This is a genomic window from Nocardia barduliensis (assembly GCF_013315795.1).
Taxonomy (GTDB): Bacteria; Actinomycetota; Actinomycetes; order Mycobacteriales; family Mycobacteriaceae; genus Nocardia; species Nocardia barduliensis.
On sequence record NZ_JABLTE010000001.1, the window covers coordinates 66,761 to 93,715 of the forward strand.

Here is a 26,955-nt window from a genome sequence, read left to right on the forward strand (position 1 = left end):
TCGGCAGGGAGCGGTACGGTCGTAGCCGTCGGCCGGGGTGGAGGAAGGTGGCTATGGAGCCGGACGAATTGCGGGAATTCGAGGGGCATCGACCGCGGCTTTTCGCGCTCGCCTACCGGATGCTCGGCTCGGCCACCGAGGCCGAGGACGCGGTGCAGGAGACCTATCTGCGCTGGGACGGCGCCGACCGCGCCCAAATCCGTTCCGCCGAAGCCTGGTTGACCACCGCCCTGACGAATCTGTGCCGCAACTGGTTGGTTTCGGCGCGGGCCAGGCGGGAGACCTACGTCGGGCCGTGGCTGCCCGAGCCGGTGCCGACCGCGCGCGGCGAACTCGGCCCGCTGGAGACCGTCGAGGAGCGCGAACTGGTCTCGCTGGCGCTGCTGGCCGCGCTGGAGCGGCTCACCCCGGTCGAACGCGCCGTCTTCGTGCTGCGCGAGGCCTTCGGCTACGCCCACCGCGAGATCGCCGACATGCTCGACGTGACCGAGACGAACTCCCAGCAGATCTTCCGCCGGGCGGGCCAGCGCGTGCGAGAAGGCCGGGCCCGCTTCGGTTTCCCGGCCGAGCACGCCAACGAACTGGTCGAGCGGTTCCTGAAGGCGGCGCGCGACGGCGACATCGAGGCGCTGGAGCGGATGCTCGCCGCCGACGCGAGCGCGACCGCCGACGGCGGCGGCCGGGTCAACGCGGCGCGGCGGCCGGTGCTCGGCGCGAAGCAGGTGGCGCGCTACCTGGCGGGCCTGCTGCGCTGGGAGGTGCCCGGGATGCGGCTGCTGGTGGAAGAGGTCAACGGCGCCCCCGCCGCGGTCGCGCGGGTGGACGGCGCGCCGCTGGTCGTGGTGGGTATCGATATGGCCGACGGAGTGGTCACCGCGCTGCGGTTGATCGTCAATCCGGAGAAGCTGTCGTATCTCGCCCGGTCCACCGGGTCGGACGGCGAGGTCGGCGCGCTGCCGGAGCGGCGTCGCCGCCCCCTGTGACGCGCTTCACGACTGTGGTCTGTCAGGTTCCGGGGGCCTGTCCGGTCTGAAGGGTGATGGCCGATCGAAAGGAGCCACATCATGACCGGACAGCATCGAATCGTCGTTCTCGGCGCGGGGTACGCGGGGCTTGCGGCCGCCCGCAGGCTCGCTCGCACGGCGCGGGACGCGCGGATCACCGTGGTGGACGCCCATACGTCGTTCGTCGAGCGGGTGCGGCTGCACCAGCAGGCGTCCGGGCAGCGCATTCCCACCTGGGATCTGCGGGAAGCGCTGGAGGGCAAGCACATCGACTTCGTGAACGCCAGGGCGACGGACATCGATACGGCCGGAAAGCGCGTGGTGCTGGACGCGGCCCCAGCTCTCGAGTACGACAGCCTGATCTACGCCCTCGGCAGCATCGCCGATGTCGAGAGCGTCCCCGGCGTCGCCGAACACGCCTACTCGGTGGCGACGCTGGAGGACGTGAACGCGCTGCCCACGCCGGACGGACCGGTGGCGGTCGTCGGGCCAGGGGCGACCGGCATCGAACTGGCGGCGGAACTGGCCGAATCGCATCCGGGCACTCGGGTGCTGCTGCTCGGGTCGGATGAGCCGGGCGCCTGGCTGTCGGCGCGGGCGCAGGCGCACATCCGGCGGACGCTGGAGCGTCTCGGGGTGGAGATCCGCTCCGGCGCCAAGGTGATCGAGGTTTCGCCCGAGGGCCCGCGCTTGGCCGACGGGTCGCTGGTCGAGTCCGCGATGACGGTGTGGACCACCGGTTTCCGCGTGCCCGACCTCGCCGCCCGGTCCGGCCTGGCGGTGGATCCCGACGGCCGGGTGCTGACCGACGCCACCCTGCGTTCGGTGTCGCATCCGGACATCTACGCCGCGGGGGACGCGGCCGTCGTGGCCGGGCCGGGCGGTCGTGATCTGCGCATGGCGTGCGCCACGGCGCTGCCCACCGGCAAGCACGCGGCCGATGCCGTGGTCGCCCGGATGCGTGGCCGTGAGCCGGAAGAGTTCCGATTCCGGTATGTGCTCCAGTGCCTCAGCCTGGGTCGCCGGGACGGGGTGGTCCAAGCCGTGCAGGCCGACGACGCACCCGCCCGGATGGTGCTGACCGGGCGGACGGCGGCGTGGGTGAAGGAGCGCATCGTGCGGAGCGCGGCCTGGTCGGCGCGCCCCTGAAGTATCGTCAACCAACAGTTGACGATCGCGCATCGTCAACCTATCGTTGACGCATGACTTCACAATTCCGCCTCGACGACCTGATCGACGGCATCAAGAAAGCCCGTCCCGACAACGTGCTCGAGCAGCTGTCCGACGCCGTGGTCGTGGGGGATCACCTCGGCGAAGTGGCCGACCACCTGATCGGCCACTTCGTCGACCAGGCTCGGCGCTCGGGCGCCTCGTGGACCGACATCGGGGCCAGCATGGGCGTCACCAAGCAGGCCGCGCAGAAGCGATTCGTGCCCAAAGTGCCCGATCCGGCCGCAGCGGCGGCCATGGACCCGAATACGGGGTTCGCTCGTTTCACCCCCCGCGCGCGGGCGGTCGTGGTGGCGGCGCAGGAGGCCGCGCGGACGACGGGCAATCGGGAGATCGCCCTGGGACACCTGGTGCTGGGCCTGCTCTCCCAACCGGAGGGGCTCGCGGTGCGCGAACTGCTCGATCAGGGCGTCGCCGTAGACGTGCTCGCCGCCGCCGCCTCCGCGTCCCTGCCGCCGAGCGAAGAGGACATCCCCGCGCTGATCCCGTTCGGCGCGGAGGCCAAGAAAGTCCTCGAGCTGACCTTCCGCGAGGCGCTGCGGCTGGGGCACAACTACGTCGGCACGGAGCACATCCTGCTCGCGCTGCTGGAGCAGGAGAACGGCGCGGGCCTGCTCAGCGATCTGGGTGTCGACAAGGCGAATGCCGAAACGCATCTGGTCGAGCTGCTCGCGTCCATCACGCCGGAGAAACCCTGATTCCGCGATGAACGGCGGAAAGTTCCGCGCGGGAATCGCTCTGGCGGTGGCCTTGCTGGTGATCGGCCTGTCCCGGATGCACCGTATTCGCAATGTGGTCAACGGGTTGCGCGGTGCACGGGCCGCACGGGCACGGCGGCGCCGGGCTTTGCGCACCCGGGGAGCCGGGATCCCCGGACCACGCCGCGCCGCTGCGTCCGGACGAAAGGTGGTGCAGGCAGCCTGATCACGCCCGCCCGGCCAGGCCGCCGCCCCACCGCGGCCACCGGGCCTCCGGCTTCGGCTCGGCGACCAAAGGCGCGCGATGGATGTCGGTGATGTACAGGGGTAGTCGCGGTTTCAGCTCGGCGAGCAGCGCGAGGCCGCGTCCGCCCTGGGCTGCCCGGTACTCCGGCATGGTCAGCCCGACGGCCTGCAGGAACACCACGCGGCCGTGCGGGCTGTCGATGGCGCCCAACTCCGGGTCGGTCGTGAAGCAGACGGCATGATTGGTGCAGTCCGCGTGGCCCGCCGCGATCGGCCCGTTGGCTTTGATGGTGTGCCCCGGTTCGAACCACTTGCCGGACTGGAAGACGTAACGGGCGAGGTTCTGCACGAAGTTCGCCGGCCACACGGGCGGTTCGGTGTCGCCGGGCTCGCGCGCCAACCGGAAGGTGAATTCGAAGCCCCAGCCGGACTCCGCCGGGTTGTCCCATTCCTTCTCGTACAGCTCGGTCATCCCGTAGCTGACGTAGTGCCAGTGCGGCACCGGGTCGGTGCGGGGGTAGGCGCTGATCCCGTCGAGCGGGTCCGCGCCGCCGAGGGACCACGGGTGGTCGGACGCCCAGTGGAAGGGCTCGATATCGCCGTACAGCGGCCGCAATGCCGTATCGATGGCATCCCAGCCGGGTTTCTCACTCACCCAGTCACCATAGGCACGGCGCATCCGGACGTACGCGAGGGCGTCGCCCGGTCAGGACGGCTCAGGCATCGGGCACGTTGCGGGCGAGTTCCGCCAGCCAGGCCGCCGCCGAAGCGTCGCTGGGCGCACGCCAATCGCCGCGCGGGGAGAGCGAACCGCCGGAGCCGACCTTCGGCGCGTTCGGCAGCGTCGAACGCTTGAACTGACTGGTCTGCACGAAGCGCAGCAGGAACTCACCGAGCCAGTGCTTGATCGTCGCGAGGTCGTAGGCGTTGCGCTGGTCGGCGGGGACGAGGTCGGGCCAGCGGCCGGTCGCGGGATCCGACCACGCGTGCCTGGCCAGGTAGGCGACGCGGCTGGGCAGGTAGCCGAAGCGCAGCACGTAGTAGAGGTGGAAGTCCTGCAACTCGTACGGGCCGACGGTGGCCTCCGAACTCTGCCCCGGCGCGGCGGAATCGGCGTGGGGAACGAGTTCCGGGGAGATCTCGGTGCGCAGGATCGACGACAGCACCGCACCCGCTTCGGGGCCGAACTGCTCGGTGTCCACCGCCCAGGCGATCAAGTACTTGATCAGCGTCTTGGGCACCGAGGCGTTGACGCCGTAGTGCGCCATGTGGTCGCCGACGCCGAACGTGCACCAGCCCAGCGCGAGTTCGCTGAGGTCGCCGGTGCCGACCACCAGCGCGCCGTGCAGGTTGGCCAGCCGGAACAGATGCGAGGTGCGCTCGCCCGCCTGCACGTTCTCGTAGGTGATGTCGTACACCGGCGCGCCGTCGGCGGCCGGATGGCCGAGGTCGCGCAGCATCTGGGTGGCCGAGGGGCGGATGTCGATCTCGTGCGCCGTGACGCCGAGGGCGGCCATCAGGCGGTGGGCGTCGGTTCTGGTCCTGGTGCTGGTCGCGAAGCCGGGCATGGTGTAGGCCAGCACGTTCGACCGCGGCAGGCCGAGCCGATCCATCGCCTTGGCCGCCACGATCAGCGCCTGGGTGGAGTCGAGCCCGCCGGACACCCCGAGCACCACGCGCTCGAGCCCGGTGGCGCGCAAACGCGTGCTCAGGCCCTCGACCTGGATGTGGTGCACCTCGGCGCAGCGCTCGTTGCGCACAGCCGGGTCGGCGGGAACGTAGGGGAAGCGCTCGATCTCGCGGCGCAGCCCGATCGTGGCCTCGGGGATGGGCAGCCGCACGTCGATGCGCCGCATCGTGACCAGGCGTTCCCGGTGGTCGTGCACATTGTCGGCGAAGCCGGTGGTGCGCAGGCGATCGGCGGCGAGGCGGCGCAGGTCCAGGTCGGCGGTGACCAGTTGGGGATGATCGCAGAACCGCTCGCCCTCCGCGAGCAGGTCACCGTTCTCGCAGATCAGCGCTTGCCCGTCCCAGGCGAGGTCGGTGGTGGACTCGCCGTGCCCCGCCGCGGAGTACAGATACGCGGCGAGATAGCGCGCCGAATGGGAGGTGCACAGCGACCGCCGGTAGTCGGCCTTCCCGATCACGATGTTGCTCGCGGACAGGTTGACCAGCACGGTCGCCCCGGCCAGCGCGGCGAACCCGCTGGGCGGCAGCGGTACCCACCCGTCCTCGCAAATCTCCAGGTGGAAGACGAAATCGTCCAGATTGTTCGCGCGGAACAGCAGATCGGACCCGAACGGCGCGCGGTGCCCGGCCACCGTGACGTGATCCTCCAGCACCTCCCGCGCCGCCGCGAACTGGCGCTTCTCGTAGAACTCGCGATAGTTCGGCAGGTAGCTCTTCGGCGCCACGCCGAGCACGAGGCCGCGGCAGACGGCGATCGCGCAGTTGAACAACCGGCCCTGCGCCCGTACCGGGGCGCCCACCACGAGCACCGTGTCGATGTCCGTGCTCGCCGCCACCACGCGCTCGATCGCCGCGTCGACCGCGGCGTCCAGCGCGTCCTGGTGGAACAGGTCGTCGGCGGTGTACGAGGACAAGCCCAGCTCGGGGAACACCGTCAGCACCGCGCCGTCCGCCGCGGCCTGCGCGGCCAGTTCCACGGTCTGCTCCACGTTGTAGGCGGGGTCGGCCACCCGCAGCCGGGGCACCGCGACCGCCACCCGGGCGAAGCCGTGCCGGTACAGCGAATCGAACGGCAGGTCGGCCACCCTGCGTCCCCTTCCGGGCTGGGATCGATCATGGTCCAGTCGGAATCTACGCCCCGAGGGGCGCGGCGGCGCGCTGTCGAGTCCGCGGACGCCGGTGCGGGAGCCCGATCACCTGCGGTTTCGTCGCTCGAGCCGGGTGCGGCGAATCGTCGGCCCGAAGATGGGAACCGCTGGCGGCTAAGCTATAGCAATGGCGGATGACATCGATTCCGACCTAATAGCGGGGGAACGGCGCGCGGATCTGCTGCGCGCGCTTTCGTATGTTTCCACCGAGTCCCAGCCGGACGGTGGCACCGTGGTGAACGGCAACTTGCCGCCCGAGGTCGCCCCGCCGTTCATTCGCGCCATCATGCGGGTGGAGGCGGAGCTGCTGCTGCGCGACGCCGAACTCGTCACCGAGGACGGCGAGCCGCGCACACAGGAGAAACGCCGCGAGGACGCCATCATCGCGCTGCTGTTTCGTTTCGACGACCGCCACTAGGGTGGGCGGACCTTGCACTCGCCACCCCTGAGTGCTAAAAATGCTCTTGGCACTCTCGACCTGTGAGTGCCAGGTCGGGACGGTGAGGCCGGGTTCCGTAGACACCCTCGGTCGTCCGTCGCGGGCACCGAACCTGGCCAGCGTAACTGGGGCGACCCAACCGGCGGTCGTCCTGTGTGTCAGCCATACACATGGAGGATCTCAACAACGCCATGGCCAAGACAATTGCGTATGACGAAGAGGCCCGCCGCGGCCTCGAGCGGGGCCTCAACAGCCTCGCCGACGCGGTCAAGGTGACGCTGGGCCCCAAGGGTCGCAACGTTGTCCTGGAAAAGAAGTGGGGCGCCCCCACGATCACCAACGATGGTGTGTCCATCGCCAAGGAGATCGAGCTGGAGGACCCGTACGAGAAGATCGGCGCCGAGCTGGTCAAGGAAGTCGCCAAGAAGACCGACGACGTCGCGGGCGACGGCACCACCACCGCGACCGTGCTCGCCCAGGCGCTGGTGCGCGAGGGCCTGCGCAACGTCGCGGCCGGCGCGAACCCGCTCGGCCTGAAGCGTGGCATCGAGAAGGCCGTCGAGGCCGTCACCGCCAAGCTGCTCGACACCGCCAAGGAGGTCGAGACCAAGGAGCAGATCGCCGCCACCGCCGGTATCTCGGCAGGCGACGCGTCCATCGGTGAGCTGATCGCCGAGGCCATGGACAAGGTCGGCAAGGAAGGCGTCATCACCGTCGAGGAGAGCAACACCTTCGGCCTCCAGCTGGAGCTGACCGAGGGTATGCGCTTCGACAAGGGGTACATCTCCGGCTACTTCGTCACCGACCCGGAGCGTCAGGAAGCGGTCCTCGAGGACCCGTACATCCTGCTGGTCGGCTCGAAGGTCTCCACCGTCAAGGACCTGCTGCCGCTGCTGGAGAAGGTCATCCAGGCCGGCAAGCCGCTGCTGATCATCGCCGAGGACGTCGAGGGCGAGGCCCTGTCGACCCTGGTCGTGAACAAGATCCGCGGCACCTTCAAGTCGGTCGCGGTCAAGGCCCCCGGCTTCGGCGATCGTCGTAAGGCGCAGCTGGCCGACATCGGCATCCTGACCGGTGGCGAGGTCATCACCGAAGAGGTTGGCCTGTCGCTGGAGAACGCGGGCCTCGAGCTGCTCGGCCAGGCGCGCAAGGTCGTCGTCACCAAGGACGAGACCACCATCGTCGAGGGCGCGGGCGACCCGGAGGCCATCAAGGGCCGGGTGCAGCAGATCCGCGGCGAGATCGAGAACTCCGACTCGGACTACGACCGGGAGAAGCTGCAGGAGCGGCTGGCCAAGCTGGCCGGCGGCGTCGCGGTGATCAAGGCGGGCGCGGCCACCGAGGTGGAGCTCAAGGAGCGCAAGCACCGCATCGAGGACGCCGTTCGCAACGCGAAGGCGGCCGTCGAGGAGGGCATCGTCGCCGGTGGTGGCGTGGCCCTGCTGCAGTCGGCTCCGGCGCTGGACGAGCTGAAGCTCTCCGGTGACGAGGCCACCGGCGCGAACATCGTGAAGGTGGCGCTGTCGGCTCCGCTGAAGCAGATCGCGTTCAACGCGGGCCTCGAGCCCGGCGTGGTCGCCGAGAAGGTGTCGAACCTGCCCGCGGGTCACGGCCTGAACGCCGACTCGGGCGAGTACGAGGACCTGCTGGCCGCCGGCGTCGCCGACCCGGTCAAGGTCACCCGTTCGGCGCTGCAGAACGCGGCCTCGATCGCGGCCCTGTTCCTGACCACGGAGGCCGTTGTCGCCGACAAGCCGGAGAAGGCCGCCGCTCCCGCAGGCGACCCGACCGGTGGCATGGGCGGCATGGACTTCTGAGTCCGGCCACCAGGCAGCACAGTTCGAACCGGAAGCCGGTCCACCGCGAGGTGGGCCGGCTTCCGGCGTTTCGGCGTCAGATTCCGTCGAGGGTGACGACGGCGAACGGCGTGTTCGGGGTGCCCGGCCCCATCGGACCGCCCTTGTCGAATTGGGAGGAGACGATCAGGGTGCGGTCACCGGCGCGGGCCAGGGTGGTGGGGATGGCGAGCTTTTCGTCGGTGCGCTGCTGGGCGAGCGTCGCGGTGGCGCCCTCGTCGGAGAGGGTCCAGCGGCTGATCGTGTTGGTGGTGTTGTGCGCGGCCCAGAGGGTGCCGTCGCGCAGTTCGAGTCCGTCGCCCTGCCGCAGATCGCCGCCGCGCAGGGTGACTTTGCCGACCGGGTTCGCGTCTTCGGTCAAGGCGATGCGGTACAGGTCGCCGCGCGGCATGTCGACCGTGAGCAGATAGCGGCCCGCGGGATCGGCGACGATGCCGTTGAGGCTGAACTCGCCCGGCCCGATCGGCGGTAGCGCGGAGCGCAGGTCGAATCGCGGGGTCAGCTCGCCGTGCCCGCCTTGTGCCCGCGCGGCGGCCAGTTGGTCCGGGGTGACGCGATAGACGACCGCTCGCGTGCTGTCGGTGAGGTAGGCGGTGCCGTCCGGCGTGATGGCGAGATCGTTCACGAAGCGGGGTTCGGCGCCGGGCACCGTGAAGTCGGCGAGCAGGGCGCGCGTCGCGATGTCGTATACCGCGACCCCGGTGGTCGAGTCGGTGACCCAGAGCCGACCGGCCGCGTCGACCTTCAAGCCGTTGGCGGTCTTGTGGTTGTTGGCGCCTTCGGGCAGGAAGACCTCGGCTCGCTGGGCGTCCGGGGTCGCACGGTAGACCGCCCCGGTGGCGTAGGAGCCGACGTAGCTGTCTCCGGTGCGCGCGTCCACCGCGATGCCCTCGGGGTAGACGCGGTCGCCCGGCAGTTCGTAGACGGTGTGGACAGCGGCGCCCGGCGGGTGGCTCGTGCCACAGGCTACGAGTGTGAGGCAGGCGCTTCCGGCGGCCAGGCTCGACAGCAGGCGGCGGGACAGGGTGGGGGACATCGGACACCTCTTCGGGGTTATGCAATCAAATGTATTCACATGGAGCTGTGTGTAAGAAGTTATATTAGAACTCTTATAACAATCAAGGCTCGAACAAGATGACGGGCGGATACCATGCGCATATGACGTCGATGCCCGCCGCCGAACGGATCGGCTCGTATCTCAAACGTGCCGAGCAGTCCCTCGCCGTGGCCAAGAACGCCGCGTTGAAGCCGGCGGGCGTCACCGTCCCGCAGTACGCCGCGCTGCTGTTCCTGGCCGAGAACCCCGGGATCTCGGCCGCCGCGTTGGCGCGGCTCTGCGGTGTCACCCCGCCGTCGATGAACACCGTGCTGGGCAATCTGCAGGACCGCGGCCTCATCGAGCGCACACCGCATCCATGGCACAAGAACGTCTTGGAGACCACGCTGACCGACAAGGGCGCGGCGCTCATGCGCGACGCGGACGTGCGCGCGATCCGCGTCGAACGCGCCTTGGCCGAAGAGTTCACCGCCGCCGAGCGAGCCACGTTGCGGGAGTTGCTCACTCGGTGTGCCGACCGGCTGGACTCGATCCGTCCCGATCCGGCCGCTTAGCCGGGTCCGCGCCTCGGCCGTACGCTGAACCCATGCCTGACCGCGGTCGGATCCGAGGCGTGCTCTACGACATCGACGGCGTCCTGGTGACCTCTTGGCAGGAGATTCCGGGCGCCGCCGCCGCGGTGCGCCGGATCGGCGAGCGCGGACTGCGCCGGGCCTTCCTGACCAACACCACTTCGCGCACCTGTGCCGAGATCGCGCAACGCCTGTGCGACGCAGGCATCGAAGTGGACCCCGCCGAGATCGTCACCGCCGCACGACTCACCGCCGAGTTCGTGCGCGGTCGCTACCCGGACGCCGCCGTCTGGGTGCTCAATCACGGTGACATCGAGGCGGACCTCACCGGTTTGACGCTCGACGCCGATCATCCTGGCGTGGTCGTGATCGGTGGCGCGGGACCGGAATTCACCCATTCGGCGCTGAGCCGCGTGGTGGCACTGATGCTGGACGGTGTGCCGGTGGTCGCCATGCACAGCGGACTGACCTGGGCGACGGCCGAGGGGCTTCGGATCGACGCGGGCGTGTACCTGCCCGGCCTGGAGGCGGCGGGCAATGCGCGCATCGAGGTGGTCGGCAAGCCTGCGGCGTCCGGTTTCCGGACCGCCGCGGCGCTGATGCGGCTGGAGCCGGCGCAGGTCATGATGATCGGCGACGACCTGTACTCGGATGTGCTCGCGGCGCAGGACGCCGGGTTGACCGGGGTTCTGGTGCGCACCGGCAAATTCCGGCCCGCGGTTCTCGCCTCGGCCGACCGGGCGCCGGATCATGTGATCGATTCGGTGGCCGCTCTGCCGGAATTCCTGACCGATCCGGCAGAGCGGGCGAATCTGCCGTAACCGACTAATCGGAATGGAAACAAAAAATTCTACAGATTCCCTCTAAAATTGCCCGCAATCGTGACGCTGCTAGGTATCGTCTGTTCCGGCAAATAGCCAGTGACAAGGAATGTTCTACGGACAGATCGGAGTAGTCGGATGCTCCATTCGCTGATGGGCGTGCTTGTGCGCAAACTACTATGGTCGCCGGGCCTCGGCTCGGCGACCGATCAATGAGGTAGCAACTGCTCAGCCAACTTTCGGCTAACTCGTGTTCGGCCGAGGGTTGTAACGAAGGGCCCGATCCATGACGATGCGTTCGGGCCCTTCTGTATTGTCTGCCCCGATGTCACAGGATGCGAATACGGGTCGAATGTATGCCGGGCAACCCGTCGAGGACCGGCAGCGTCAGCGGCGTGCGCGTTTTCTGGAGTCAGGCCTGACGGTCTTCGCACGAGACGGCTACGCCAATAGTTCGGTCGGCGCCATCTGCAAGGACGCCGGACTGTCCTCGCGGCAGTTCTACGAGGAATTCACCGGTCGCGAGTCCCTACTCCTAGAGCTCTACGAGCAGATCGACCGGGAGTCGCGGGACGCCGTGAAGCAGGCGCTGGACGCTCAGTCCGGCGCCAAGTCGCTGGACGTCATCGACGCCGCCGTGCGCGCCTACGTCGAATCCATCGGATCCGATCCACGCAAAGCGCGCGTCGCCCTGGTCGAAGTGGTCGGCGCGGGCCCGAAGGTGGAGAAGTTCCGCCTCGCGGTGCGCCGGGAATGGGGTTCGCTGCTGGCCGGCGCCGCCGAGGACGCGGCGTTGCACGGCGAGATCCCCACCGGCGACTACGAGATGCGGATGCTCGCCATCATCGGCGCGGTCAACTACGTGGTGGACTCGTGGAGCGGCGCGGACCCGCGCCCGCCGCTCGACGACGTGATCCGAGTGCTGAGCAGGGTGATCATCGGCGCGGTTCGCGCATAGCGTTCCGGCCTGCGGGCCCGGGGGCCGGGTGCGCGGTAGCGTGCGGGGATGCAGACAGTTCCGATCCAGATGCCGGACGGCACCACGGTTCCGGTACGTTTGGTCCCCGCCGAGGGCGCGCACCGGCATGCGGTCACCCCGGACGCACCGCGTCCGGTGCTGGTGATCGTCCCCGGGCTCGGCGTGCCTGCCGGCTACTACGAACTGTTCGCCTCGGCCCTGGCGGCGCGCGGGTTCGACGTGGCCATCGGCGAGATGCGCGGCAACGGCGACAGCAGGCCGAAGCCGAGCGCCGCCAGTACTTTCGGCTACCACGAGCTGGTCTCGGTGGATTTCCCGGCGATCTTCGAGGTGGTCCGCGAGCAGTTCCCGGACAGCACGCCGTACCTGCTCGGGCACAGCATGGGCGGACAGCTCGGGGTCATGTACGCCGCCCGCATCCGGGGCAGGCTGGGCGGGCTGATCCTGATCGCGTCCGGAACCCCGTATTACCGTGGCTATCCGGGACTTTCGGGGCCGGGCATGCTGGTGGGCACCGCCGCGATGTCGCTGACCGCCAACCTGGCGGGCTTCTGGCCCGGCGACCGGGTCACGATGGGTTTCGGCCGCCAATCCAAGGTGCTGATCTCGGACTGGGCCCGGCTGGCGCGCACCGGCCGGTTCGTGCCGGTCGGCGCGGACATCGACTACGAGGAGCGCATCGCGCGGCTGCGGCTTCCGGTGCTGTCCATCACGATGACCGGCGACGACCTCACCCCGCCCAGCTCCGCCGAGCACCTGCTGGAGAAACTGCCCAACGCCGAGGTGACGCGCTGGCGCCAACCGGAACCGCTGGGCCACAACGGCTGGATCCGGCAGTACGGCAGCACGGTCGACCAGATCGAGAAGTGGTTGCGCGACCGTTAGGCCGTACCGGCGGTGCGCCCACCGGTCAGGCGCGCCGCTCGATCAGCATCTGGGTGAAGAACTCGTAGATCAGCGCCGCCTGGAACGCCGACTGCTTGTTGTCCGCCGCGCCGCCGTGGCCGCCTTCGATGTTCTCGTGGTACCAGAACTCGTGGCCCTGTTCTTCCAGCAGTGCCGCCATCTTGCGGGCGTGGCCGGGATGCACCCGGTCGTCCCTGGTCGAGGTGGTGAGCAGGATCGGCGGGTAGGCGCGGTCGGCGCGAGCGTTCTGGTAGGGGGAGTACGCGCTGATGTACTCCCACTCCTCCGGCTTGTCGGGGTCGCCGTACTCGGCCATCCACGACGCGCCTGCCAGCAGCAGGTGGTAGCGCTTCATGTCCAGCAGCGGCACCTGGCAGACGAGCGCACCGAACAGTTCCGGGTAGCGGGTCAGCATCACGCCCATCAGCAGCCCGCCGTTGCTGCCCCCGACCGCGCCGAGCTGGTCGGCGGTGGTGATACCGCGCACGACGAGATCCTTGGCGATCGAGGAGAAGTCCTCGTACACCTTGTGCCGGTTGGCCTTCTGGACCGAGGTGTGCCACTGCGGGCCGTACTCGCCGCCGCCGCGGATGTTCGTCATCACCCAGGTTCCGCCGCGCTCCAGCCAGCCCATGCCCGAGGCTCCGCTGTAGGCGGGGGTGCGCGACACTTCGAAGCCGCCGTAGCCGGACATCACCGTCGGCCCTGGACCGTCCCTGCGGTCGCGATGGCGGATCACGAAGTACGGCACCGGCGTGCCGTCATCGGACCGGGCGAAGAACTGCTCGGTCTCGATCCCGTCGGCGTCGAAGAAGCCGGGTTCCTGTTTGAGCCGCTCGGTGCGTCCGCCGACCGCGCTGGCCAGCAGCGTGGACGGGGTGGTGAAACCGCTGGTGTTGAGCATGAACTCGTCGCCGCCCTCCAGCGGGTCGAGATTGAGCACGCTGGTGGTCGCCATCGGCGGGGTGTCGGCCAGTGGCTCGCGCCGCCAGCCGTCCGCGCCGGGGGTCAGCACGTGGAGCTTGGTCTGCACGTCCTCGAGGGTGACCAGCAGCAGGTGGTTCTCGGTCCAGCCGTAGCCGTGCAGCGAGGTGTGCGCGTCCGGAGTGAAGAGAACCTCGAAATCCCGTGCGCCTGCCAGGAATTTCTCGAAGTCGGCGGCCAGCAGCGCACCCGCGGGAAAGCTCGCGCCGCCGACCTCCCACGGCGACTTCAGCCGCACCAGCAGCCAGTCCTTGTACCAGGATTCGCTGGCGTCGCTGGGGATGTCGAGATGGCGCAGCGTGCCGTCGTCGGCCAGCAGGTAGACCTCTTCGTTGAAGAAGTCGGTGGCGCGGCCGACATAGTGCCGTTCGTACCCCGGCGTGCGGTCGTAGCCCGCCGAGACCGCGACGTCGCCGGGCTCGCCCTCGAAGACGGTCTTCGCCTCGGCCAAGGGGGTGCCGCGGTGCCACAGTTTCGCGATTCGCGGATACCCGGAGTCGGTCAGCGAGCCCGGACCGAAGTCGGTGCCCACGTACACCGAGTCGATGTCGATCCAGCGGATCTCCGACTTCGCCTCGGGCAGGAAGTACCCGCCGTCGGCGGGGTCGAGGAACTCTCTGCGCTCGAGGTCGAACTCGCGGACCACCTTCGCGTCCGCACCGCCGCGCGACAGGCTGATCAGCGCGCGGGACTGTTCCGGGCGCAGCACCGCGGCCCCGCCCCACACCCAGTTCTCCTCCTCGGCGGCGGCCACCGCGTCCAGGTCGATCAGCACGTCCCAGTCCGGCGTGTCCTCGGCGTACTCGGCGAACGTGGTGCGCCGCCAGAGGCCGCGCGGGTGCGCGGCGTCGCGCCAGAAGTTGTAGAGCCACCGGCCGCGCCGCGCCGGATAGGCGATCTTCGTGTCGGTGTCGAGCATGTCGAGGATGCGCCGCTCCAGCGCACGGAAGCGATCGGAGTCGGTGAACCGGGCGCGCACGACGGCATTGTGCGCGCGGGCCCAGTCCAGGGCGCGCTCGTCGGTCACTTCCTCGAGCCACAGGTAGGGGTCGGTCACATTCCGCTCAACGCCGCTCATCCCCACATTGTCGCCGAGCCGCGCGCGGCGGGGTTACCAGGTGTGTGCCACGTCGACAACCACGCGCGATCCGCGGCCCGGTCCGTCGAGGGTGTGCACCTTGACCGGCAACCGGGCGCGCGTGCCCAGACCCACCGTGGTCTGGCCTTCGAAGGAACCGGCCCAGGCCACCTGACGGAAGGTGCGGTAGTCCCGCACGTCGGCGAGTTCGGCCCGGTTCGCGGGGTCGTAGGTGGGGGTGAACTCGTCGTCGTAGCTGGGCGCGTTGACGGTGATGCTCAGGAACGCCTCGCCGCGCAGCGGGACGGGCGCCCCGGAGCCGTCCATGACCACTCGCTCGACGTAGCCGACGTGGTAGCCCGGCGCGGGCCCGGCGACGTCGAAGACCAGGCGGTCGAAGCATTCGTGCCGTCCGGCGCGCACGCCGGTCAGCGGGGCGAGCGTTTGCGCTCGGCTCACCTTGGGGATCGAACCCCACCCGGAGACGCACTCCGGGGCGGCGGACGCGGGAGCGGGCGCGATCCAGAGACCGGCGAATGTCACGAGGGTAGAGAGCAGGAGAAGCAAGCGACGCATGGTCGCACCGCCTTCGGGGCACAGGGGATTGATGTATAACGTGCATCGGACGCCGGGAATGCTCCGTTACGTGGGCCGGAACGCTGAAAACCGTTGCTGAGCCGAACAACTCGGGCAGTGTGCGGGACCGCGGCGGCTCGGGGTTTGCTGCGTGGCGACGCCCGTCCGGCCCGCACAGTAGGATCGCTGATCCGGTATCGATCCGACCAGGAGGTCCCAGGTTGCCACCGTTTCTCTGGGAACAGCACTGCTGCCTGCCGCTGTCGCCCGCCGCGCGCATCGGCGACCTCGCGCGCTACCCGGCCGGATCGTACCTGTCGGTGAACGTCGGCTATTCCCGTCAGTCGACCGCGGACTCCCTGGCGCTGCTGGACCGTTTCCGCCGGGAAGCGGCGGCGGACGGCCGGTTTCGTCTGGTCCGCGGCGTCGGCGACATCGCGGCGCCCGGCGTCATCGCGCTCGCGTTCGACCTGGAGGATTCCGGGCCGCTCGGTGGCGACCTGGACAACGTCGCACGGTTCTACGACCTCGGTGTGCGCTCGCTGCTGCCCTCCTACAACCACGCCAACGCCGCGGGCTGCGGGTGCCTGGACACCGAGGACACCGGCCTGACCGGGTACGGGCGCGACCTCGTCCACGTCCTCAACGAAGTCGGGATGTTCGCCGACGGCTCGCACTGCTCCCGGCGCACCGGGCTGGAGCTGGCCGAGTTGAGCGTCGTTCCGATGATCTACAGCCACTCGAACTTCGCCGCCCTCTGGGAGCATCCGCGTAACATCACCGACGAACAGGCGCTGGCCTGCGCGGCGACCGGCGGCGTGATCGGGATCAACGGCGTCGGCATTTTCCTGGGCCGCAATGCCGCGGGCGAGCGCGCGGAGCGGATCGAGGCGATGGCGCGGCACATCGAGTACGGCGCCGAGCTGGTCGGGATCGAGCACATCGGGATCGGCTCGGACTACTCCTTCGACGGCGAGGACTGGAACGCCGAAATGCGGCAGAATCCGCAGGCATTTTCCGAGGCGTACACCAAATGGGGGCCGTTGCAGTGGGTTCCGCCGGAGGATCTGCTCGGCGCCGCCGACCTGCCCGGCCTCGATGAGGCGCTGGCCCGGCGCGGGTTCACCCCCGCGGACCGGGCGGCGGTATTCGGGGAGAACTTCCGGCGAGTCGCCGCGCAGGTGTGGCGGGAGTGAGGCGAGGGATAGGCAGGTTCGGGCGGCCTCCGTGCGCGGACCGGAAAGATACTGTGCGCCAGAGTTATTTGGCCGATCGCTTTACCGATCGTTAAGGATCCTTTAAGGCCCATCGGTGAGGGTGATCGCGAAACCGGCGGTGAATTCGAGGATTTCACCTGGACCGGGACCGCGATGCCCGACAGTCGTTCCCATCGACGGTGATTTCGATTTCGAACAGGAGCCTCGATGACCACAACCCGTCTCGCTCTGCTGGGGCTGCCCGCACTCGTGCTGGCCGCGGTCGCCGGTTCGGTGACCGCTCCCACTGCCACGGCGCAACCCCCGCTGCCGACTTATACGTGCAAGTACACGCCGATCGAGCATTACTTCGTGGTATTGAATTCGATGAAAGCGCGCAAGTGCACGGCGTCACCGGGCGCCCCGCTGGACGACATCTATTTCCACCCCGTCCGGATGGAGAACAGCGTCACCGGTGAGAAATGGGAATGCGGTGGCGCGTTCGTGTACTTCGACAATCCTATTCATCCGGGCATGTCGCAGTACGAGGCGGAACAGATGCTCAACGCCGGGGTGGACGCGAGCAACTGCCGCCCGATCTGACCGCGCGGCGCACGCGCGAACCGCTTCCCCTAGTTACCGATTTCGATTCAGGACGAGAACCGCGATGATCACAACCTCCCTGTTCCGCCTCGGGCTGCCCGCGATCCTGCTGGCTGCCGCCGCCGGTCTGGTCACCACACCCACCGCCGCGGCGCAAGCCCTGCCGACCTATACGTGCAAGTACACGCTCGCCGAACCGCACTTCGGGTCCGTGAAAGGGCGTGAATGCACGGCCTCGGCGGGTGCCCCGTCGACCGGTTGGCACATGATCACTTTCGCAATGGAAAACAGCGACACCGGCGAGAAATGGGTGTGCGGCAGCGTCGAGGCCGCTCTTATACCGTATTACCTGGACAAGGTCGATCCGGATTACTCCGATATCGAACGGGCATATGGCCGTGGCGCGGACGCCAGTATCTGTGACCGCCTACTGTCCTGAATCCGATCAGCGCGGGCGGGCGCCGAGGGGTGATCACGCCAGGCGGACCAGCATCTTGCCGATGTTGGCGCCGGAGAGCACGCCGAGGAAGGCGGCGGGGGCCTGGTCCAGACCGTCGTACACGGTATGTCTGGTGCGCAGGGTGCCGTCGGCCAGCCAGCCCGCGGCTTTGGCGATGTACTCGCCGAAGATCGGAAAATAGCTGCTGACCAGCATGCCGCGCAGAGAAAGTTCCTTGATCGCGGCCAGGTACAGGTCCGGACCAGGAACCTCGTTCACGCCGTTGTAGCCGCTGATGGCGCCGACCAGCGCGACGCGGCCCCCGGGGCGCATGGCCTCCACCGCGACGCGCAGGTGTTCGGCGCCGACGCTGTCGAGGTACACATTGATGCCCTCGGGAGCGGCCGCCGTCAATTGTCCCGCGAGATCACCTTGCCGGTAGTCGACGGCGGCGTCGAAACCGAACTCGTCGAGCAGCAGGGCCGTCTTGGCCGCCCCGCCCGCCGACCCGATGACCCGTGCCGCCCCGAGCGCCTTGGCGATCTGCCCCGCTACGCTGCCGACCGCGCCCGCCGCCGCGGAGACGAACACGGTGTCACCCGGCTCGACCCGCGCCACGTCGGTCAGCGCCGCGTACGCGGTCAAGCCGGTGGTGCCGAGCGCGCCGAGGTAGTGCTGCGGTGCGGCGAGCGAGGTGTCCACGGGTGTGGCGGTGGCGGCGTCGACCACCGCGTAGTCGCGCCATCCGGCGAAGTGGGTGACGGTGGCACCCACCGGAACGGCTGCGGCCGCCGACGCGATCACCTCGCCCAGCGCCGAGCCCTCCATGGCCGCGCCCACCTGGAACGGGGGAATGTAGGACGGGCGGTCGTCCATCCGGCCGCGCATGTACGGGTCGACGGACATCCAGGTGTTGCGCACCAGGATCTGTCCGTCGGCGAGGTCGGGGATCGGCCGTTCGACCAGGGCGAAGTTCGCGCCCGTCGGTACGCCGACCGGTCGTGCGGCGAGGTGGAACTCACGCGCGGTGATCGGGAGGGAGCTGGTCTCGGTCATGACGGGTGCCTTTCCGGAAGCTGCATGAGCGACTGATTCCGGGATTCGCGCGGGTGCGATCCGGTACCGATGACGCTATGAGCGCTCCGCTTGCGCTCCCAGGTCCGGCGCCGCCACCAACCGGTCCGGACGCGCCACTGTTCGCCGGTGGGACGAGCGATCGAGTTCGCGCGGTCGAGTGGAGGAATGGACCTCGCGTTTCGCCGGTGGGACAGGCGAGTGGTCCCCGTCTGCGCCCTACATCTGTCGCGCTCGTGACGGCGACGATCCGCTCCACCGGTGATACGCCTTGCGTAACGCCCGATCGTCGGCGAATCCGAGCCGCCGCGCGATCGCGGCGGTGGTCAGTCGGCTTTCGGCCAGCAAGGCGCGCGCCTGCTCGTGACGGGCGAGGTCGTATTCCTGGCGCCATGTCGTGTTCCGCTCGGCCAGTTGGCGCTGCAACGTACGGGTGCTCACCGCCAGGCGGCGGGCGACGGCGGGCAAAGACGGTTCGCCGTCAACGATCGCGGCCGCGAGCGCGATCCGGAACGACTCCAGCGGTCCCGGGAGCGGACGGGCGGTGGCCAGCACCAAGTCGGCGTGACTGCGCAGCAGGTCCGCGAGCAGGGGATCGGCGCGCACCAGCGGCGCGCGGGCGTCGGCTTCGGCGAAGGTGATCGCATCGATGGGTGCCCCGAAGTCGACGCGGGTGGTGCCGAACGCCTCGGTGAGGACCCGGTGGTCGACCGGTGCGGGACCGCTGAAGGTGACGTGCTCGGGAACCACCGGGCGGCCGGTGGCCTCGCGGGCCCGGCGCAGGTAGTAGGCGAGGACGTATTCGGTGATCACCGTGGCCACCGGGTCCGGTGCGGTGGTGTGGAAGGCGACGGTCAGCGCGCCGTCGTCGTTCACGTCGAAGCGTTCGGCTGCCGCGGTGACCAAGCGGTGATACGGCTGGGCGGCGTGCAGGGAATCCACCAGCGTCGCCCCGTTGGTGACCAGGTAATCCCAGGTGGTCAGGGTGCCCAGTGGTGCGGCGGCGGCGACGGCGAGCCCGGCGCCGGGCTCCGTGGCCGTCTCGGCGAGCAATTCCCAGAGTCGGAGCAGGGAGGGCAGCGGTATCCGGTTCAGTTCGCTGGCGAGCGCGCCGTCATCGGTGCCGGTGACGGCGGCCAAGCGGTCGGCCCCGACTCCCGCGGCCCGGGCGGCGTCGCGCACCAGCCGCGTCAGATGCGTGGAGGCGGTCTCGTCCAGGAAATGCGGCGTGGTCACGCCGACGGGCGACGGTGCCGAACCCTGGTCGCCGCGGCTGTTCACGGGGCATGCTAACCCCACGGATGCGCCCCGTTCTTCCCGCTCACTGGAAGTTTCCGGCCGGGTGTGGCCCACGCCTCACTGTGGTGGGGGATGGGTGGGTGAACTCCCCGCTACAGAGTTAGGCTCGGTTCGTGACTTCCCACTACGATGTCGTCGTTCTCGGTGCTGGTCCCGGCGGATACGTCGCCGCGATCCGCGCCGCTCAACTCGGCCTGCGAACAGCGATCGTCGAGCAGAAATACTGGGGCGGTGTGTGCCTGAACGTGGGCTGCATCCCGTCCAAGGCGCTGCTGCGCAACGCCGAACTCGCCCACATCTTCACCAAGGAGGCGAAGACCTTCGGCATCTCCGGTGAGGTGAATTTCGACTTCGGAGTCGCCTTCGACCGCAGCCGCAAGGTCGCCGACGGCCGGGTCAAGGGCGTCCACTTCCTGATGAAGAAGAACAAGATCGACGAGTTCGACGGCAAGGGCACCTTCACCGGCCCGAACTCGCTCTCGGTCGAGCTCTCCAAGGGCGGCACCGAGACGGTCACGTTCGACAACGCGATCATCGCGGCGGGCACCGTCACCAAGCTGCTGCCCGGCACCCAGCTCAGCGCCAACGTGGTCACCTACGAGGAGCAGATCCTCACCCGCGAGCTGCCCGGCTCGATCCTCATCGTCGGCGCGGGCGCGATCGGCATGGAGTTCGGCTACGTGCTGAAGAACTACGGCGTCGACGTGCGCATCGTCGAGTTCCTCGACCGTGCGCTGCCGAACGAGGACGCGGACGTCTCCAAGGAGATCACCAAGCAGTACAAGAAGCTCGGCATCACCATCACCACCGGTGCGGCCGTGCAGTCCATCGAGGACGACGGCGCCAAGGTCACCGTTTCGATCAAGGACAACAAGTCCGGCTCGGTCGAGACCGTCACCGTCGACAAGGTGCTGCAGGCCGTCGGCTTCGCGCCGCGCGTCGACGGCTACGGCCTGGAGTCCACCGGGGTGCAGGTCACCGATCGCGGCGCGATCGGGATCGACGACTACATGCGCACCAACGTGCCGCACATCTACGCGATCGGCGACGTCACCGGCAAGCTGCAGCTCGCGCACGTCGCGGAGGCGCAGGGTGTGGTCGCGGCCGAGACCATCGCGGGTGCGGAGACCGTCACCCTGGGCGACTACCGGATGATGCCGCGCGCCACCTTCTGCCAGCCGCAGGTCGCCAGCTTCGGCCTGACCGAGCAGCAGGCGCGCGACGAGGGCTACGACGTGAAGGTCGCGACCTTCCCGTTCACCGCCAACGGCAAGGCGCACGGCCTCGGCGACCCGACCGGTTTCGTCAAGCTCGTCGCCGACGCGAAGTACGGCGAGCTGATCGGCGGCCACCTCATCGGCCCGGATGTCTCGGAGCTGCTGCCCGAGCTCACCCTCGCGCAGAAGTGGGACCTGACGGTCAACGAGCTGACGCGTAACGTGCACACCCACCCCACGCTCAGCGAGGCCCTCCAGGAAGCCTTCCACGGCCTGGCCGGCCACATGATCAACTTCTGATCCGGTCCCGGAGAAGGGCGTGCGATCCTCGATCGCACGCCCTTTCGTGCTGTCGGGCAAGGGTTTGCGCGCGGGTAGGCCGGTCGGCGCTCGGCGTGGGCGCGGACGATCTGCTATACAGCGTGCATGTTTCGCAGGTGGCTGATCGGAAGTGTGCCGGTACTCGTCGTGGTGGTGCTGCTGGGGACGGGCACCTTCTACCTGACGAAAGCGCGCACCTTCCAGTTGGCCGGGCACGTGGTCAGCCGGGTGCACACCGACGCGCGGGTGGTCGCGCTGACCCTGGACGACGGACCGTCCGATCGTGCGCCGGAAGTGCTGAAAGTGCTTGCCGACGCACAGGTTCCGGCCACCTTCTATCTGAACGGCCGCGATCTCGCCGCGCATCCCGAGCACGGCAGGGCGATCGCCGCGGCGGGCCACGAGATCGGCAACCACACCTATACGCATCGACGGATGGTCTTCGTCACGCCCGGCACGGTCCGCGAGGAAGTGGAGGGCACGGACGCCGAGATCAGGAAGACCGGGTACACGGGCCCGATCACCTTCCGCCCGCCCTACGGCAAGAAGCTGTGGGTGCTGCCGCACTACCTCGCCGAGCACGAGCGGGTCACCGTGACGTGGGACGTCGAGCCCGATTCGGGTCGGGCGGACGCCACCACGGACGATATCGTCGCCGAGGCCCTCGGCGAGGTCCGCCCCGGTTCGATCGTCCTGCTGCACGTGATGCACGGGCACGCCGACCGGTCGATCGCCGCCATCCCCCGCATCGTCACCGAATTGCGGGCCGCGGGATACGAATTCGTCACCGTGTCGGATCTGATGTCCCGCTGATCCCCGCTTCGGTGTGCGACTGAGCGGCCGTCATCGACGGCGTTCGACGCGCTGGACGGCGTGATCCGGCACCGCGTTGCGCGTGGCCGACGGCACGGTGGGCGCATCCGCTCCGCCGCGCGAGCAGGATCGCGAGTTCACGCCACCGGGATTGGTCAGCTAACCGGCAGCCGGGAGCATGCCGTAGGCGTTGGCCGGTGTGAACAGCACCAGGGCGCGACGGTCGGTGACCATCGCGTCGCGGTACTCGTCCCAGTCGGGGTGCTCGCCGTTGGCGGTGCGGTAGTAGTCGACGAGCGCGTCGACGGTGGGGTCGTCGGGCGCGGCGGCCACCGGGGTGAGTTCCACCGTGCCTTCGAGTACGGCGTAGGCGAAGAAGTCCTCGCGAGTCACGTGCAGCGCCGCCCACGGGTCGCGCACGAGGTTGTGATACTTCGCACGGTCGGCGGTGATGGAGATGCGGATGCGGCCGTCGGCGCCGACGACGTGCAGCACATTGGACAGTTGCGGGCGTCCGTTGCGGCGGATCGTGGTGAGCACGGACCTGCGGTGGTTCCGGGCGAAATCGACTGCGGCGGCCAGTTCCATGCCCGTGTAACCGCGGGTGACGCCGGTCTCTTCCCGGGCGCGGTTCAATCGCGGTGGTAGGCCGCCTGGGCCTCGCGCACGCGCGGCATGTTGGTCTCCAGCACCTGGATCAGCGCCTCGAGGTGCGCGGCGACCTCCGCGCCCAGTTCCGTGAGGGTGTACTCGACTCGCGGCGGAATCGTCTCCAGTACCTCTCGATGCACCATGCCGTCGCGTTCCAGTGCCTGGAGGGTCTGGGACAACATGCGCTCGCTCACGCCGTCGACCCGCCTGCGCAGGGCGCTGAACCGGTACGGACCTTCGCGCAGCGCGACCAGCGCCAGGGTGCCCCAGCGACTGGCGACATTCTGCAACACCGGCCGTGAGGTGCAGTTCCTGGCGAAGACGTCGGCTTCCAGCGTCGGGTCGTCGGCGTCGGCCGCGACGGTGGGCTGGGTGGTCATGACCGTTATCGTACTCAACTTGACCGCAGTGGCTGCGAAATGCATAGTACTTACGAATAGTTAGTGCATGTGGATTTGTACCTACCTTGGGAGGTAGTCATGACCGTCGCCGTGACCGGGGCCAGTGGCCAACTGGGCCGACTCGTGGTGGAAGAACTGTTGCGGGCGGCCACGCCGGTCGTCGCGATCGTGCGTGATCCCGCGAAGGCGGCCGACCTGGCCGACCGCGGCGCGGACGTCCGCCGGGCCGATTACGGCGACCCGGCCGCGCTGGAGCGTGCCTTCGACGGCGTCGACCGGGTGCTGTTGATCTCGGGCAACGAGTTCGGCGCGCGGGTCGCCCAGCACACCAACGTGATTCGCGCGGCCGAACGCACGCGCATCGAGCTACTCGCCTACACCAGCATTCCGGGCGCGACCGACAACCCGCTGATCCTGGCGCAGGAGCACAGGGCGACCGAGGCGGTGCTCGCCGAATCGGCGGTGCCGCACGTGCTGCTGCGCAACGGCTGGTACTGGGAGAACTACGCGGGCGGCCTCGCGCACGCGGTGGCGTCGGGCGTGTTGTACGGAGCGGCGGGCGAGGGCCGTGTGGCGGGCGCCGCGCGCGCCGACTATGCCGAGGCGGCCGCGCGAGTGCTCACCACCGATGGTCACGCGGGCCGCGTATACGAACTCGGGGGCGGTGCGAGCCTCACCTATGCCGAGCTGGCACAGGCGATCTCGGAAGCCGCGGGCAAGCCGGTGCGCTACGAGAACCTGCCGCAAGCGGAGTACGCCGCCGCACTCATCGAAGCCGGATTGCCCGCGACCTACGCCGAGGCTCTCGCCGACGCCGACGCGGGCATCGCCACCGGCATCCTCGACGTGCGCTCCGGGGACCTGGAGAAACTGCTCGGCCGACCGGCTACTGCCGCCGTCGACGTCTTCCGGGCAGCACTCGGCTGAGGTCCGCTCAGCCACATACTGCCGGTCTTCGCGCCCAAGGTCGCGGTGGCGCCCAGACGGCGCCGCGAGCCTGAAGCCCGTATGTCAGACCTGCGAGCCTCACGCGCCCAGCGCACCCCAACCACGTCTTTCGAGCGAAACAAGACCGAGCATGCGTCGTTCGGCAGCCTGGTATGCCTGCGAGTGTGGCGTTCGGGTCGAACGAGCGCGCACCGTCTGCGACCGGCGGCAGCGAACCCGAGGTGGTGTGATCACCTGCTGACGCGCTCAGCGCACCGTGACTACGTCTTTCGAGCGAAGCGAGACCGAGCATGCGTCGTTCGGCAGCCTGGTATGCCTGCGAGTGTGGCGTTCGGGTCGAACGAGCGCGCACCGTCTGCGACCGGCGGCAGCGAACCCGAGGTGGTGTGATCACCTGCTGACGCGCTCAGCGCACCGTGACTGACTACGTCGTTCGAGCGAAGCGAGACCGAGCATGCGTCGTTCGGCAGCCTGGTATGCCTGCGAGTGTGGCGTTCGGGTCGAACGAGCGCGCACCGTCTGCGACCGGCGGCAGCGAACCCGAGGTGGTGTGATCACCTGCTGACGCGCTCAGCGCACCGTGACTACGTCTTTCGAGCGAAGCGAGACCGAGCATGCGCCGTTCGCGGCCCGGCTCGCGTCCGAGCGGCCGCCGCGTCCGCGACGAAGTCGCCAGCGGCGGCCGCTCGGACGCGAGCCCCAAAGGGGCCGCGAACACGCCGCGACGAAGTCGCGGCCAAATCAACACAGCACTAAATCCACTGCACCAGTTGGATGATGATCCCGTTGGGATCGCTCATCTGGAAGTACCGCTCGCCCCACTCCTCGGTTTCGATGGGTGTCACGATCGGTACCCCCTCGCCTTGCAGCCGGGCGTATTCGGCATCGATGTCGTCGACGACGAAGACGACGAGCAGGCCCTCGCCCGCGCTGCCCGCCGCGCGCTCGGGTTTGAAGCTCGCCAGTCCGGTGCGCAGGTAGATGACGTTCAGTGCGGCATCGTCGCGGTCCAGCGAGACGAACCCGTCGGCGGACATCTTCTCCTCGAATCCGAGGTGGTCGATGAGGAACTTCGCCGAGGCGATCGGGTCGGGGACGTTGAGCGAGATGGCGGAAGCGGTGATGTTCATGGTCCTCCTCGGCGAAGTAACTCTGTACGAAGTACACTGTATGTTGTAGAGAGTTTTGCGCCGAGGTGCACTATGAGCTGGGTCACATCGATACCATCGGTGCTTCGAGCGGGTGAGGAGGCGGCGTGGGACAGCCGAAGGAACGCAGCGGTGCGGGCGACCCGGTGCGCACGCTGGAGCTGCTATGGCGGATTCCGCCCGGCTCCGGCCGTGGGCCGAAGCAGCGCAGCAGTGTCGATGCGGTCGTCACCGCGGCGATCGAGATCGCCGACGTGGAGGGGATCAACGCGGTCACGATGCGCGCCGTCGCCACCCGGCTCGGCCTGACCCCGATGGCCACCTACACCTACGTGCCGGGCAAAGCCGAACTGATCGACCTGATGCTGGACACGGTGTACGCGCGAATGGAGCGCGCGGACCTCACCGGTCTGCCCTGGCGCGAGCGAGTCGCCCGGATCGCGGCGGAGAACCGAACCATGCTGGCGCGGCATCCCTGGGTGGCCTATCTGCCGACCACCCGGCCGCCGCTGGGGCCGGGCCTCGCCGCGAAATACGACCACGAGCTGCGGGCTTTCGCCGACCTCGGGCTCGACGATGTCGCCATGGACGCCGCATTGACGTTCGTGCTCGGCTTCGTCACCTCGGTCGCCCGCATCGCCATCGACAGCGAGCGCGCGGCCTCCGACAGCGCCATGTCCGACGGGCAGTGGTGGGAACGGGCCGCGCCGGTGCTGGCGCGGGTCTTCGACACCGAGCGCTACCCGTACGCCGCCCGCGTCGGCGCGGCCGCTGGCCAGGCGTACGACGCGGCCTACAGCGCCGATCACGCCTACGAGTTCGGGCTGGCGCTGGTGCTGGACGGTTTGGCGCGCCGGATCGAGGGGTCCGGCCGCTAGAGGCCGTCGCGCTGGATGCGCAGCGCGGTGATGGTGGCGGCCAGCCCGTCGTATTGGTTGATCAGCAGGACGATCTCGATCAGGCTGCGCTCGTCGTAGTGCTTCGCCAGCTCCGCCCAGGTGTCGTCGTCGAGATCGCGGGTCCGCACCAGTTGATCCACCGCGGCCAGCAGCGCGCGGTGTTTGTCCGACCAGCCCGCCGCGTCCGGCCCTTCGCGCAGCCGCTCGAGGATGTCGGCCGTCACCCCGGCGCGCTTGCCGAGCCGGATGTGATGGTCCATCTCGTAGTCGCAGCCGCGCAGATGCGCGACCCGGATGATGACCAGTTCGGACTCGTGGCGCGGCAGCCGCCCGCCGGGCATGAGCTTGCCCGAATAGTGCAGCCAGCCGCGGAACAGGCCGCGGGTGCGGCCGAGCGTGCTGAACAAGTGGGCGTCGCCGGTGCCCGCCGCACGGGAAAGCACTTGCCAGACAACCCAGTTGAGCGGGCCGAGCTCCCGGAGCCGTCCGGGTGAGATGCGTGGTTGCAGCGCTGAAACCATGCTGGTTGCCACCTCCGCGTGGTCTTTGCGGCCGGCGTCGGTGCCGACCGAGAATAGAGCCTACTTGGCAGTATCCCGTGCGGGGCGCCACCATTCTTTTGCTTTCGGAGTGGTTTTCGGCCGGGTACCCCGTCATCATCAG

28 protein-coding genes are annotated in these 26,955 nt (G+C 69.0%); 17 read left to right on the forward strand and 11 right to left on the reverse strand.

What is annotated here, in order from left to right:
- The first annotated feature begins 53 nt into the window (after positions 1-53).
- The 4 genes from HOV91_RS00345 to HOV91_RS00360 all read left to right on the forward strand — a co-directional run bounded on the left by HOV91_RS00345 (position 54) and on the right by HOV91_RS00360 (position 3,158).
- Positions 54-983 (forward strand): RNA polymerase sigma-70 factor, encoded by a 930-nt coding sequence (locus tag HOV91_RS00345; RefSeq protein ID WP_174183362.1) that lies wholly within the window; start codon positions 54-56, stop codon positions 981-983.
- 81 nt (positions 984-1,064) lie between these two features.
- On the forward strand, positions 1,065-2,153 hold the full coding sequence (locus HOV91_RS00350; protein WP_174183363.1) for an NAD(P)/FAD-dependent oxidoreductase: 1,089 nt from the start codon (positions 1,065-1,067) through the stop codon (positions 2,151-2,153).
- A 53-nt stretch (positions 2,154-2,206) separates the two neighbouring features.
- Positions 2,207-2,932, forward strand: coding sequence for a Clp protease N-terminal domain-containing protein (locus HOV91_RS00355; RefSeq protein ID WP_174183364.1), 726 nt, complete (start codon positions 2,207-2,209; stop codon positions 2,930-2,932).
- 7 nt (positions 2,933-2,939) lie between these two features.
- On the forward strand, positions 2,940-3,158 hold the full coding sequence (locus tag HOV91_RS00360; RefSeq protein WP_174183365.1) for a hypothetical protein: 219 nt from the start codon (positions 2,940-2,942) through the stop codon (positions 3,156-3,158).
- Here the strand turns inward: HOV91_RS00360 and HOV91_RS00365 are convergent, their stop codons facing one another.
- Entirely contained in the window at positions 3,159-3,833 is a 675-nt protein-coding gene (locus tag HOV91_RS00365) for a suppressor of fused domain protein (protein WP_174183366.1), read from the reverse strand. It lies immediately after the preceding gene.
- A 61-nt stretch (positions 3,834-3,894) separates the two neighbouring features.
- A complete protein-coding gene (locus HOV91_RS00370; protein ID WP_174183367.1) occupies positions 3,895-5,952 on the reverse strand; it encodes an NAD(+) synthase in 2,058 nt (685 codons plus the stop codon).
- Positions 5,953-6,142: 190 nt separating this feature from the next.
- Between HOV91_RS00370 and HOV91_RS00375 the strand changes: the two genes are divergently transcribed.
- Both HOV91_RS00375 and groL read left to right on the forward strand, forming a co-directional pair.
- Positions 6,143-6,433, forward strand: coding sequence for a hypothetical protein (locus HOV91_RS00375; protein ID WP_174183368.1), 291 nt, complete (start codon positions 6,143-6,145; stop codon positions 6,431-6,433).
- Positions 6,434-6,645: 212 nt separating this feature from the next.
- Positions 6,646-8,271 (forward strand): chaperonin GroEL, encoded by a 1,626-nt coding sequence (gene groL, locus HOV91_RS00380; RefSeq protein ID WP_174183369.1) that lies wholly within the window; start codon positions 6,646-6,648, stop codon positions 8,269-8,271.
- A 76-nt stretch (positions 8,272-8,347) separates the two neighbouring features.
- Here the strand turns inward: groL and HOV91_RS00385 are convergent, their stop codons facing one another.
- The gene (locus HOV91_RS00385; protein ID WP_174183370.1) at positions 8,348-9,346 is read right to left on the reverse strand and encodes an SMP-30/gluconolactonase/LRE family protein; all 999 of its coding nucleotides are present in this window, start codon (positions 9,344-9,346) and stop codon (positions 8,348-8,350) included.
- A gap of 122 nt (positions 9,347-9,468) precedes the next feature.
- Here HOV91_RS00385 and HOV91_RS00390 point away from each other — a divergent pair, with 122 nt between their 5' ends.
- The 4 genes from HOV91_RS00390 to HOV91_RS00405 all read left to right on the forward strand — a co-directional run bounded on the left by HOV91_RS00390 (position 9,469) and on the right by HOV91_RS00405 (position 12,624).
- Positions 9,469-9,921, forward strand: coding sequence for a MarR family winged helix-turn-helix transcriptional regulator (locus HOV91_RS00390; protein WP_246349617.1), 453 nt, complete (start codon positions 9,469-9,471; stop codon positions 9,919-9,921).
- Between the two features lie 32 nt (positions 9,922-9,953).
- Positions 9,954-10,760, forward strand: coding sequence for an HAD-IIA family hydrolase (locus HOV91_RS00395; protein WP_174183371.1), 807 nt, complete (start codon positions 9,954-9,956; stop codon positions 10,758-10,760).
- A 325-nt stretch (positions 10,761-11,085) separates the two neighbouring features.
- Entirely contained in the window at positions 11,086-11,718 is a 633-nt protein-coding gene (locus tag HOV91_RS00400) for a TetR/AcrR family transcriptional regulator (RefSeq protein WP_246349619.1), read from the forward strand.
- 48 nt (positions 11,719-11,766) lie between these two features.
- A complete protein-coding gene (locus HOV91_RS00405; protein WP_174183372.1) occupies positions 11,767-12,624 on the forward strand; it encodes an alpha/beta hydrolase family protein in 858 nt (285 codons plus the stop codon).
- 25 nt (positions 12,625-12,649) lie between these two features.
- Here HOV91_RS00405 and HOV91_RS00410 read toward each other — a convergent pair whose 3' ends face one another.
- Together HOV91_RS00410 and HOV91_RS00415 are read right to left on the reverse strand one after the other, a co-directional pair.
- Positions 12,650-14,707: a prolyl oligopeptidase family serine peptidase gene (locus tag HOV91_RS00410; RefSeq protein WP_174183373.1), complete on the reverse strand. Its 2,058-nt coding sequence runs from the start codon at positions 14,705-14,707 to the stop codon at positions 12,650-12,652.
- A 33-nt stretch (positions 14,708-14,740) separates the two neighbouring features.
- Complete coding sequence (locus tag HOV91_RS00415) at positions 14,741-15,250, reverse strand: AMIN-like domain-containing (lipo)protein (RefSeq protein ID WP_312884407.1); 510 nt, start codon at positions 15,248-15,250, stop codon at positions 14,741-14,743.
- A gap of 254 nt (positions 15,251-15,504) precedes the next feature.
- On the opposite strand from HOV91_RS00415, the gene HOV91_RS00420 reads away from it, so the two are divergent.
- The 3 genes from HOV91_RS00420 to HOV91_RS00430 all read left to right on the forward strand — a co-directional run bounded on the left by HOV91_RS00420 (position 15,505) and on the right by HOV91_RS00430 (position 17,521).
- Positions 15,505-16,479, forward strand: a complete 975-nt coding sequence (locus HOV91_RS00420; protein ID WP_174183375.1) for a dipeptidase — start codon at positions 15,505-15,507, stop codon at positions 16,477-16,479.
- Positions 16,480-16,707: 228 nt separating this feature from the next.
- On the forward strand, positions 16,708-17,082 hold the full coding sequence (locus HOV91_RS00425; RefSeq protein WP_174183376.1) for a hypothetical protein: 375 nt from the start codon (positions 16,708-16,710) through the stop codon (positions 17,080-17,082).
- A 64-nt stretch (positions 17,083-17,146) separates the two neighbouring features.
- Positions 17,147-17,521, forward strand: coding sequence for a hypothetical protein (locus HOV91_RS00430; RefSeq protein WP_174183377.1), 375 nt, complete (start codon positions 17,147-17,149; stop codon positions 17,519-17,521).
- A gap of 33 nt (positions 17,522-17,554) precedes the next feature.
- On the opposite strand, the gene HOV91_RS00435 is transcribed toward HOV91_RS00430, so the two are convergent.
- Both HOV91_RS00435 and HOV91_RS00440 read right to left on the reverse strand, forming a co-directional pair.
- Positions 17,555-18,577 (reverse strand): NADP-dependent oxidoreductase, encoded by a 1,023-nt coding sequence (locus tag HOV91_RS00435; RefSeq protein ID WP_174183378.1) that lies wholly within the window; start codon positions 18,575-18,577, stop codon positions 17,555-17,557.
- A 237-nt stretch (positions 18,578-18,814) separates the two neighbouring features.
- Positions 18,815-19,876 (reverse strand): AraC family transcriptional regulator, encoded by a 1,062-nt coding sequence (locus tag HOV91_RS00440; protein ID WP_174183379.1) that lies wholly within the window; start codon positions 19,874-19,876, stop codon positions 18,815-18,817.
- A 131-nt stretch (positions 19,877-20,007) separates the two neighbouring features.
- Here HOV91_RS00440 and lpdA point away from each other — a divergent pair, with 131 nt between their 5' ends.
- Entirely contained in the window at positions 20,008-21,411 is a 1,404-nt protein-coding gene (lpdA, locus tag HOV91_RS00445) for a dihydrolipoyl dehydrogenase (protein WP_174183380.1), read from the forward strand.
- 126 nt (positions 21,412-21,537) lie between these two features.
- Entirely contained in the window at positions 21,538-22,245 is a 708-nt protein-coding gene (locus tag HOV91_RS00450) for a polysaccharide deacetylase family protein (RefSeq protein ID WP_174183381.1), read from the forward strand.
- Between the two features lie 159 nt (positions 22,246-22,404).
- Here the strand turns inward: HOV91_RS00450 and HOV91_RS00455 are convergent, their stop codons facing one another.
- Positions 22,405-22,833 carry a PPOX class F420-dependent oxidoreductase gene (locus HOV91_RS00455; protein ID WP_174183524.1) on the reverse strand — a complete coding sequence of 143 codons (429 nt, stop codon included), beginning with the start codon at positions 22,831-22,833 and terminating at the stop codon, positions 22,405-22,407.
- Positions 22,834-22,877: 44 nt separating this feature from the next.
- Positions 22,878-23,276: a winged helix-turn-helix transcriptional regulator gene (locus HOV91_RS00460; protein WP_174183382.1), complete on the reverse strand. Its 399-nt coding sequence runs from the start codon at positions 23,274-23,276 to the stop codon at positions 22,878-22,880.
- A 99-nt stretch (positions 23,277-23,375) separates the two neighbouring features.
- Here HOV91_RS00460 and HOV91_RS00465 point away from each other — a divergent pair, with 99 nt between their 5' ends.
- Complete coding sequence (locus HOV91_RS00465) at positions 23,376-24,224, forward strand: SDR family oxidoreductase (protein ID WP_174183383.1); 849 nt, start codon at positions 23,376-23,378, stop codon at positions 24,222-24,224.
- A gap of 773 nt (positions 24,225-24,997) precedes the next feature.
- On the opposite strand, the gene HOV91_RS00470 is transcribed toward HOV91_RS00465, so the two are convergent.
- A complete protein-coding gene (locus HOV91_RS00470) occupies positions 24,998-25,375 on the reverse strand; it encodes a VOC family protein (RefSeq protein ID WP_174183384.1) in 378 nt (125 codons plus the stop codon).
- 125 nt (positions 25,376-25,500) lie between these two features.
- Here HOV91_RS00470 and HOV91_RS00475 point away from each other — a divergent pair, with 125 nt between their 5' ends.
- On the forward strand, positions 25,501-26,271 hold the full coding sequence (locus tag HOV91_RS00475) for a TetR/AcrR family transcriptional regulator (RefSeq protein ID WP_312884408.1): 771 nt from the start codon (positions 25,501-25,503) through the stop codon (positions 26,269-26,271).
- Here HOV91_RS00475 and HOV91_RS00480 read toward each other — a convergent pair.
- Complete coding sequence (locus HOV91_RS00480; protein WP_174183526.1) at positions 26,268-26,801, reverse strand: carboxymuconolactone decarboxylase family protein; 534 nt, start codon at positions 26,799-26,801, stop codon at positions 26,268-26,270. The two genes, HOV91_RS00475 and HOV91_RS00480, sit on opposite strands and share 4 nt — an antisense overlap.
- Positions 26,802-26,955 lie beyond the last annotated feature (154 nt).

Coding starts and splice junctions, on each gene's coding strand:
- HOV91_RS00470 (WP_174183384.1), bottom strand. CDS start 25,375: ATGAACATCACCGCTTCCGCCATCTCGCTCAACGTCCCCGACCCGATC.
- HOV91_RS00375 (WP_174183368.1), top strand. CDS start 6,143: ATGGCGGATGACATCGATTCCGACCTAATAGCGGGGGAACGGCGCGCG.
- HOV91_RS00430 (WP_174183377.1), top strand. CDS start 17,147: ATGATCACAACCTCCCTGTTCCGCCTCGGGCTGCCCGCGATCCTGCTG.
- HOV91_RS00345 (WP_174183362.1), top strand. CDS start 54: ATGGAGCCGGACGAATTGCGGGAATTCGAGGGGCATCGACCGCGGCTT.
- HOV91_RS00390 (WP_246349617.1), top strand. CDS start 9,469: ATGACGTCGATGCCCGCCGCCGAACGGATCGGCTCGTATCTCAAACGT.
- HOV91_RS00410 (WP_174183373.1), bottom strand. CDS start 14,707: ATGAGCGGCGTTGAGCGGAATGTGACCGACCCCTACCTGTGGCTCGAG.
- HOV91_RS00465 (WP_174183383.1), top strand. CDS start 23,376: ATGACCGTCGCCGTGACCGGGGCCAGTGGCCAACTGGGCCGACTCGTG.
- HOV91_RS00460 (WP_174183382.1), bottom strand. CDS start 23,276: ATGACCACCCAGCCCACCGTCGCGGCCGACGCCGACGACCCGACGCTG.
- HOV91_RS00355 (WP_174183364.1), top strand. CDS start 2,207: ATGACTTCACAATTCCGCCTCGACGACCTGATCGACGGCATCAAGAAA.
- HOV91_RS00395 (WP_174183371.1), top strand. CDS start 9,954: ATGCCTGACCGCGGTCGGATCCGAGGCGTGCTCTACGACATCGACGGC.
- HOV91_RS00400 (WP_246349619.1), top strand. CDS start 11,086: ATGTCACAGGATGCGAATACGGGTCGAATGTATGCCGGGCAACCCGTC.
- HOV91_RS00405 (WP_174183372.1), top strand. CDS start 11,767: ATGCAGACAGTTCCGATCCAGATGCCGGACGGCACCACGGTTCCGGTA.
- HOV91_RS00425 (WP_174183376.1), top strand. CDS start 16,708: ATGACCACAACCCGTCTCGCTCTGCTGGGGCTGCCCGCACTCGTGCTG.
- HOV91_RS00385 (WP_174183370.1), bottom strand. CDS start 9,346: ATGTCCCCCACCCTGTCCCGCCGCCTGCTGTCGAGCCTGGCCGCCGGA.
- HOV91_RS00455 (WP_174183524.1), bottom strand. CDS start 22,833: ATGGAACTGGCCGCCGCAGTCGATTTCGCCCGGAACCACCGCAGGTCC.
- HOV91_RS00350 (WP_174183363.1), top strand. CDS start 1,065: ATGACCGGACAGCATCGAATCGTCGTTCTCGGCGCGGGGTACGCGGGG.
- HOV91_RS00360 (WP_174183365.1), top strand. CDS start 2,940: ATGAACGGCGGAAAGTTCCGCGCGGGAATCGCTCTGGCGGTGGCCTTG.
- groL (WP_174183369.1), top strand. CDS start 6,646: ATGGCCAAGACAATTGCGTATGACGAAGAGGCCCGCCGCGGCCTCGAG.
- HOV91_RS00450 (WP_174183381.1), top strand. CDS start 21,538: ATGTTTCGCAGGTGGCTGATCGGAAGTGTGCCGGTACTCGTCGTGGTG.
- HOV91_RS00435 (WP_174183378.1), bottom strand. CDS start 18,577: ATGACCGAGACCAGCTCCCTCCCGATCACCGCGCGTGAGTTCCACCTC.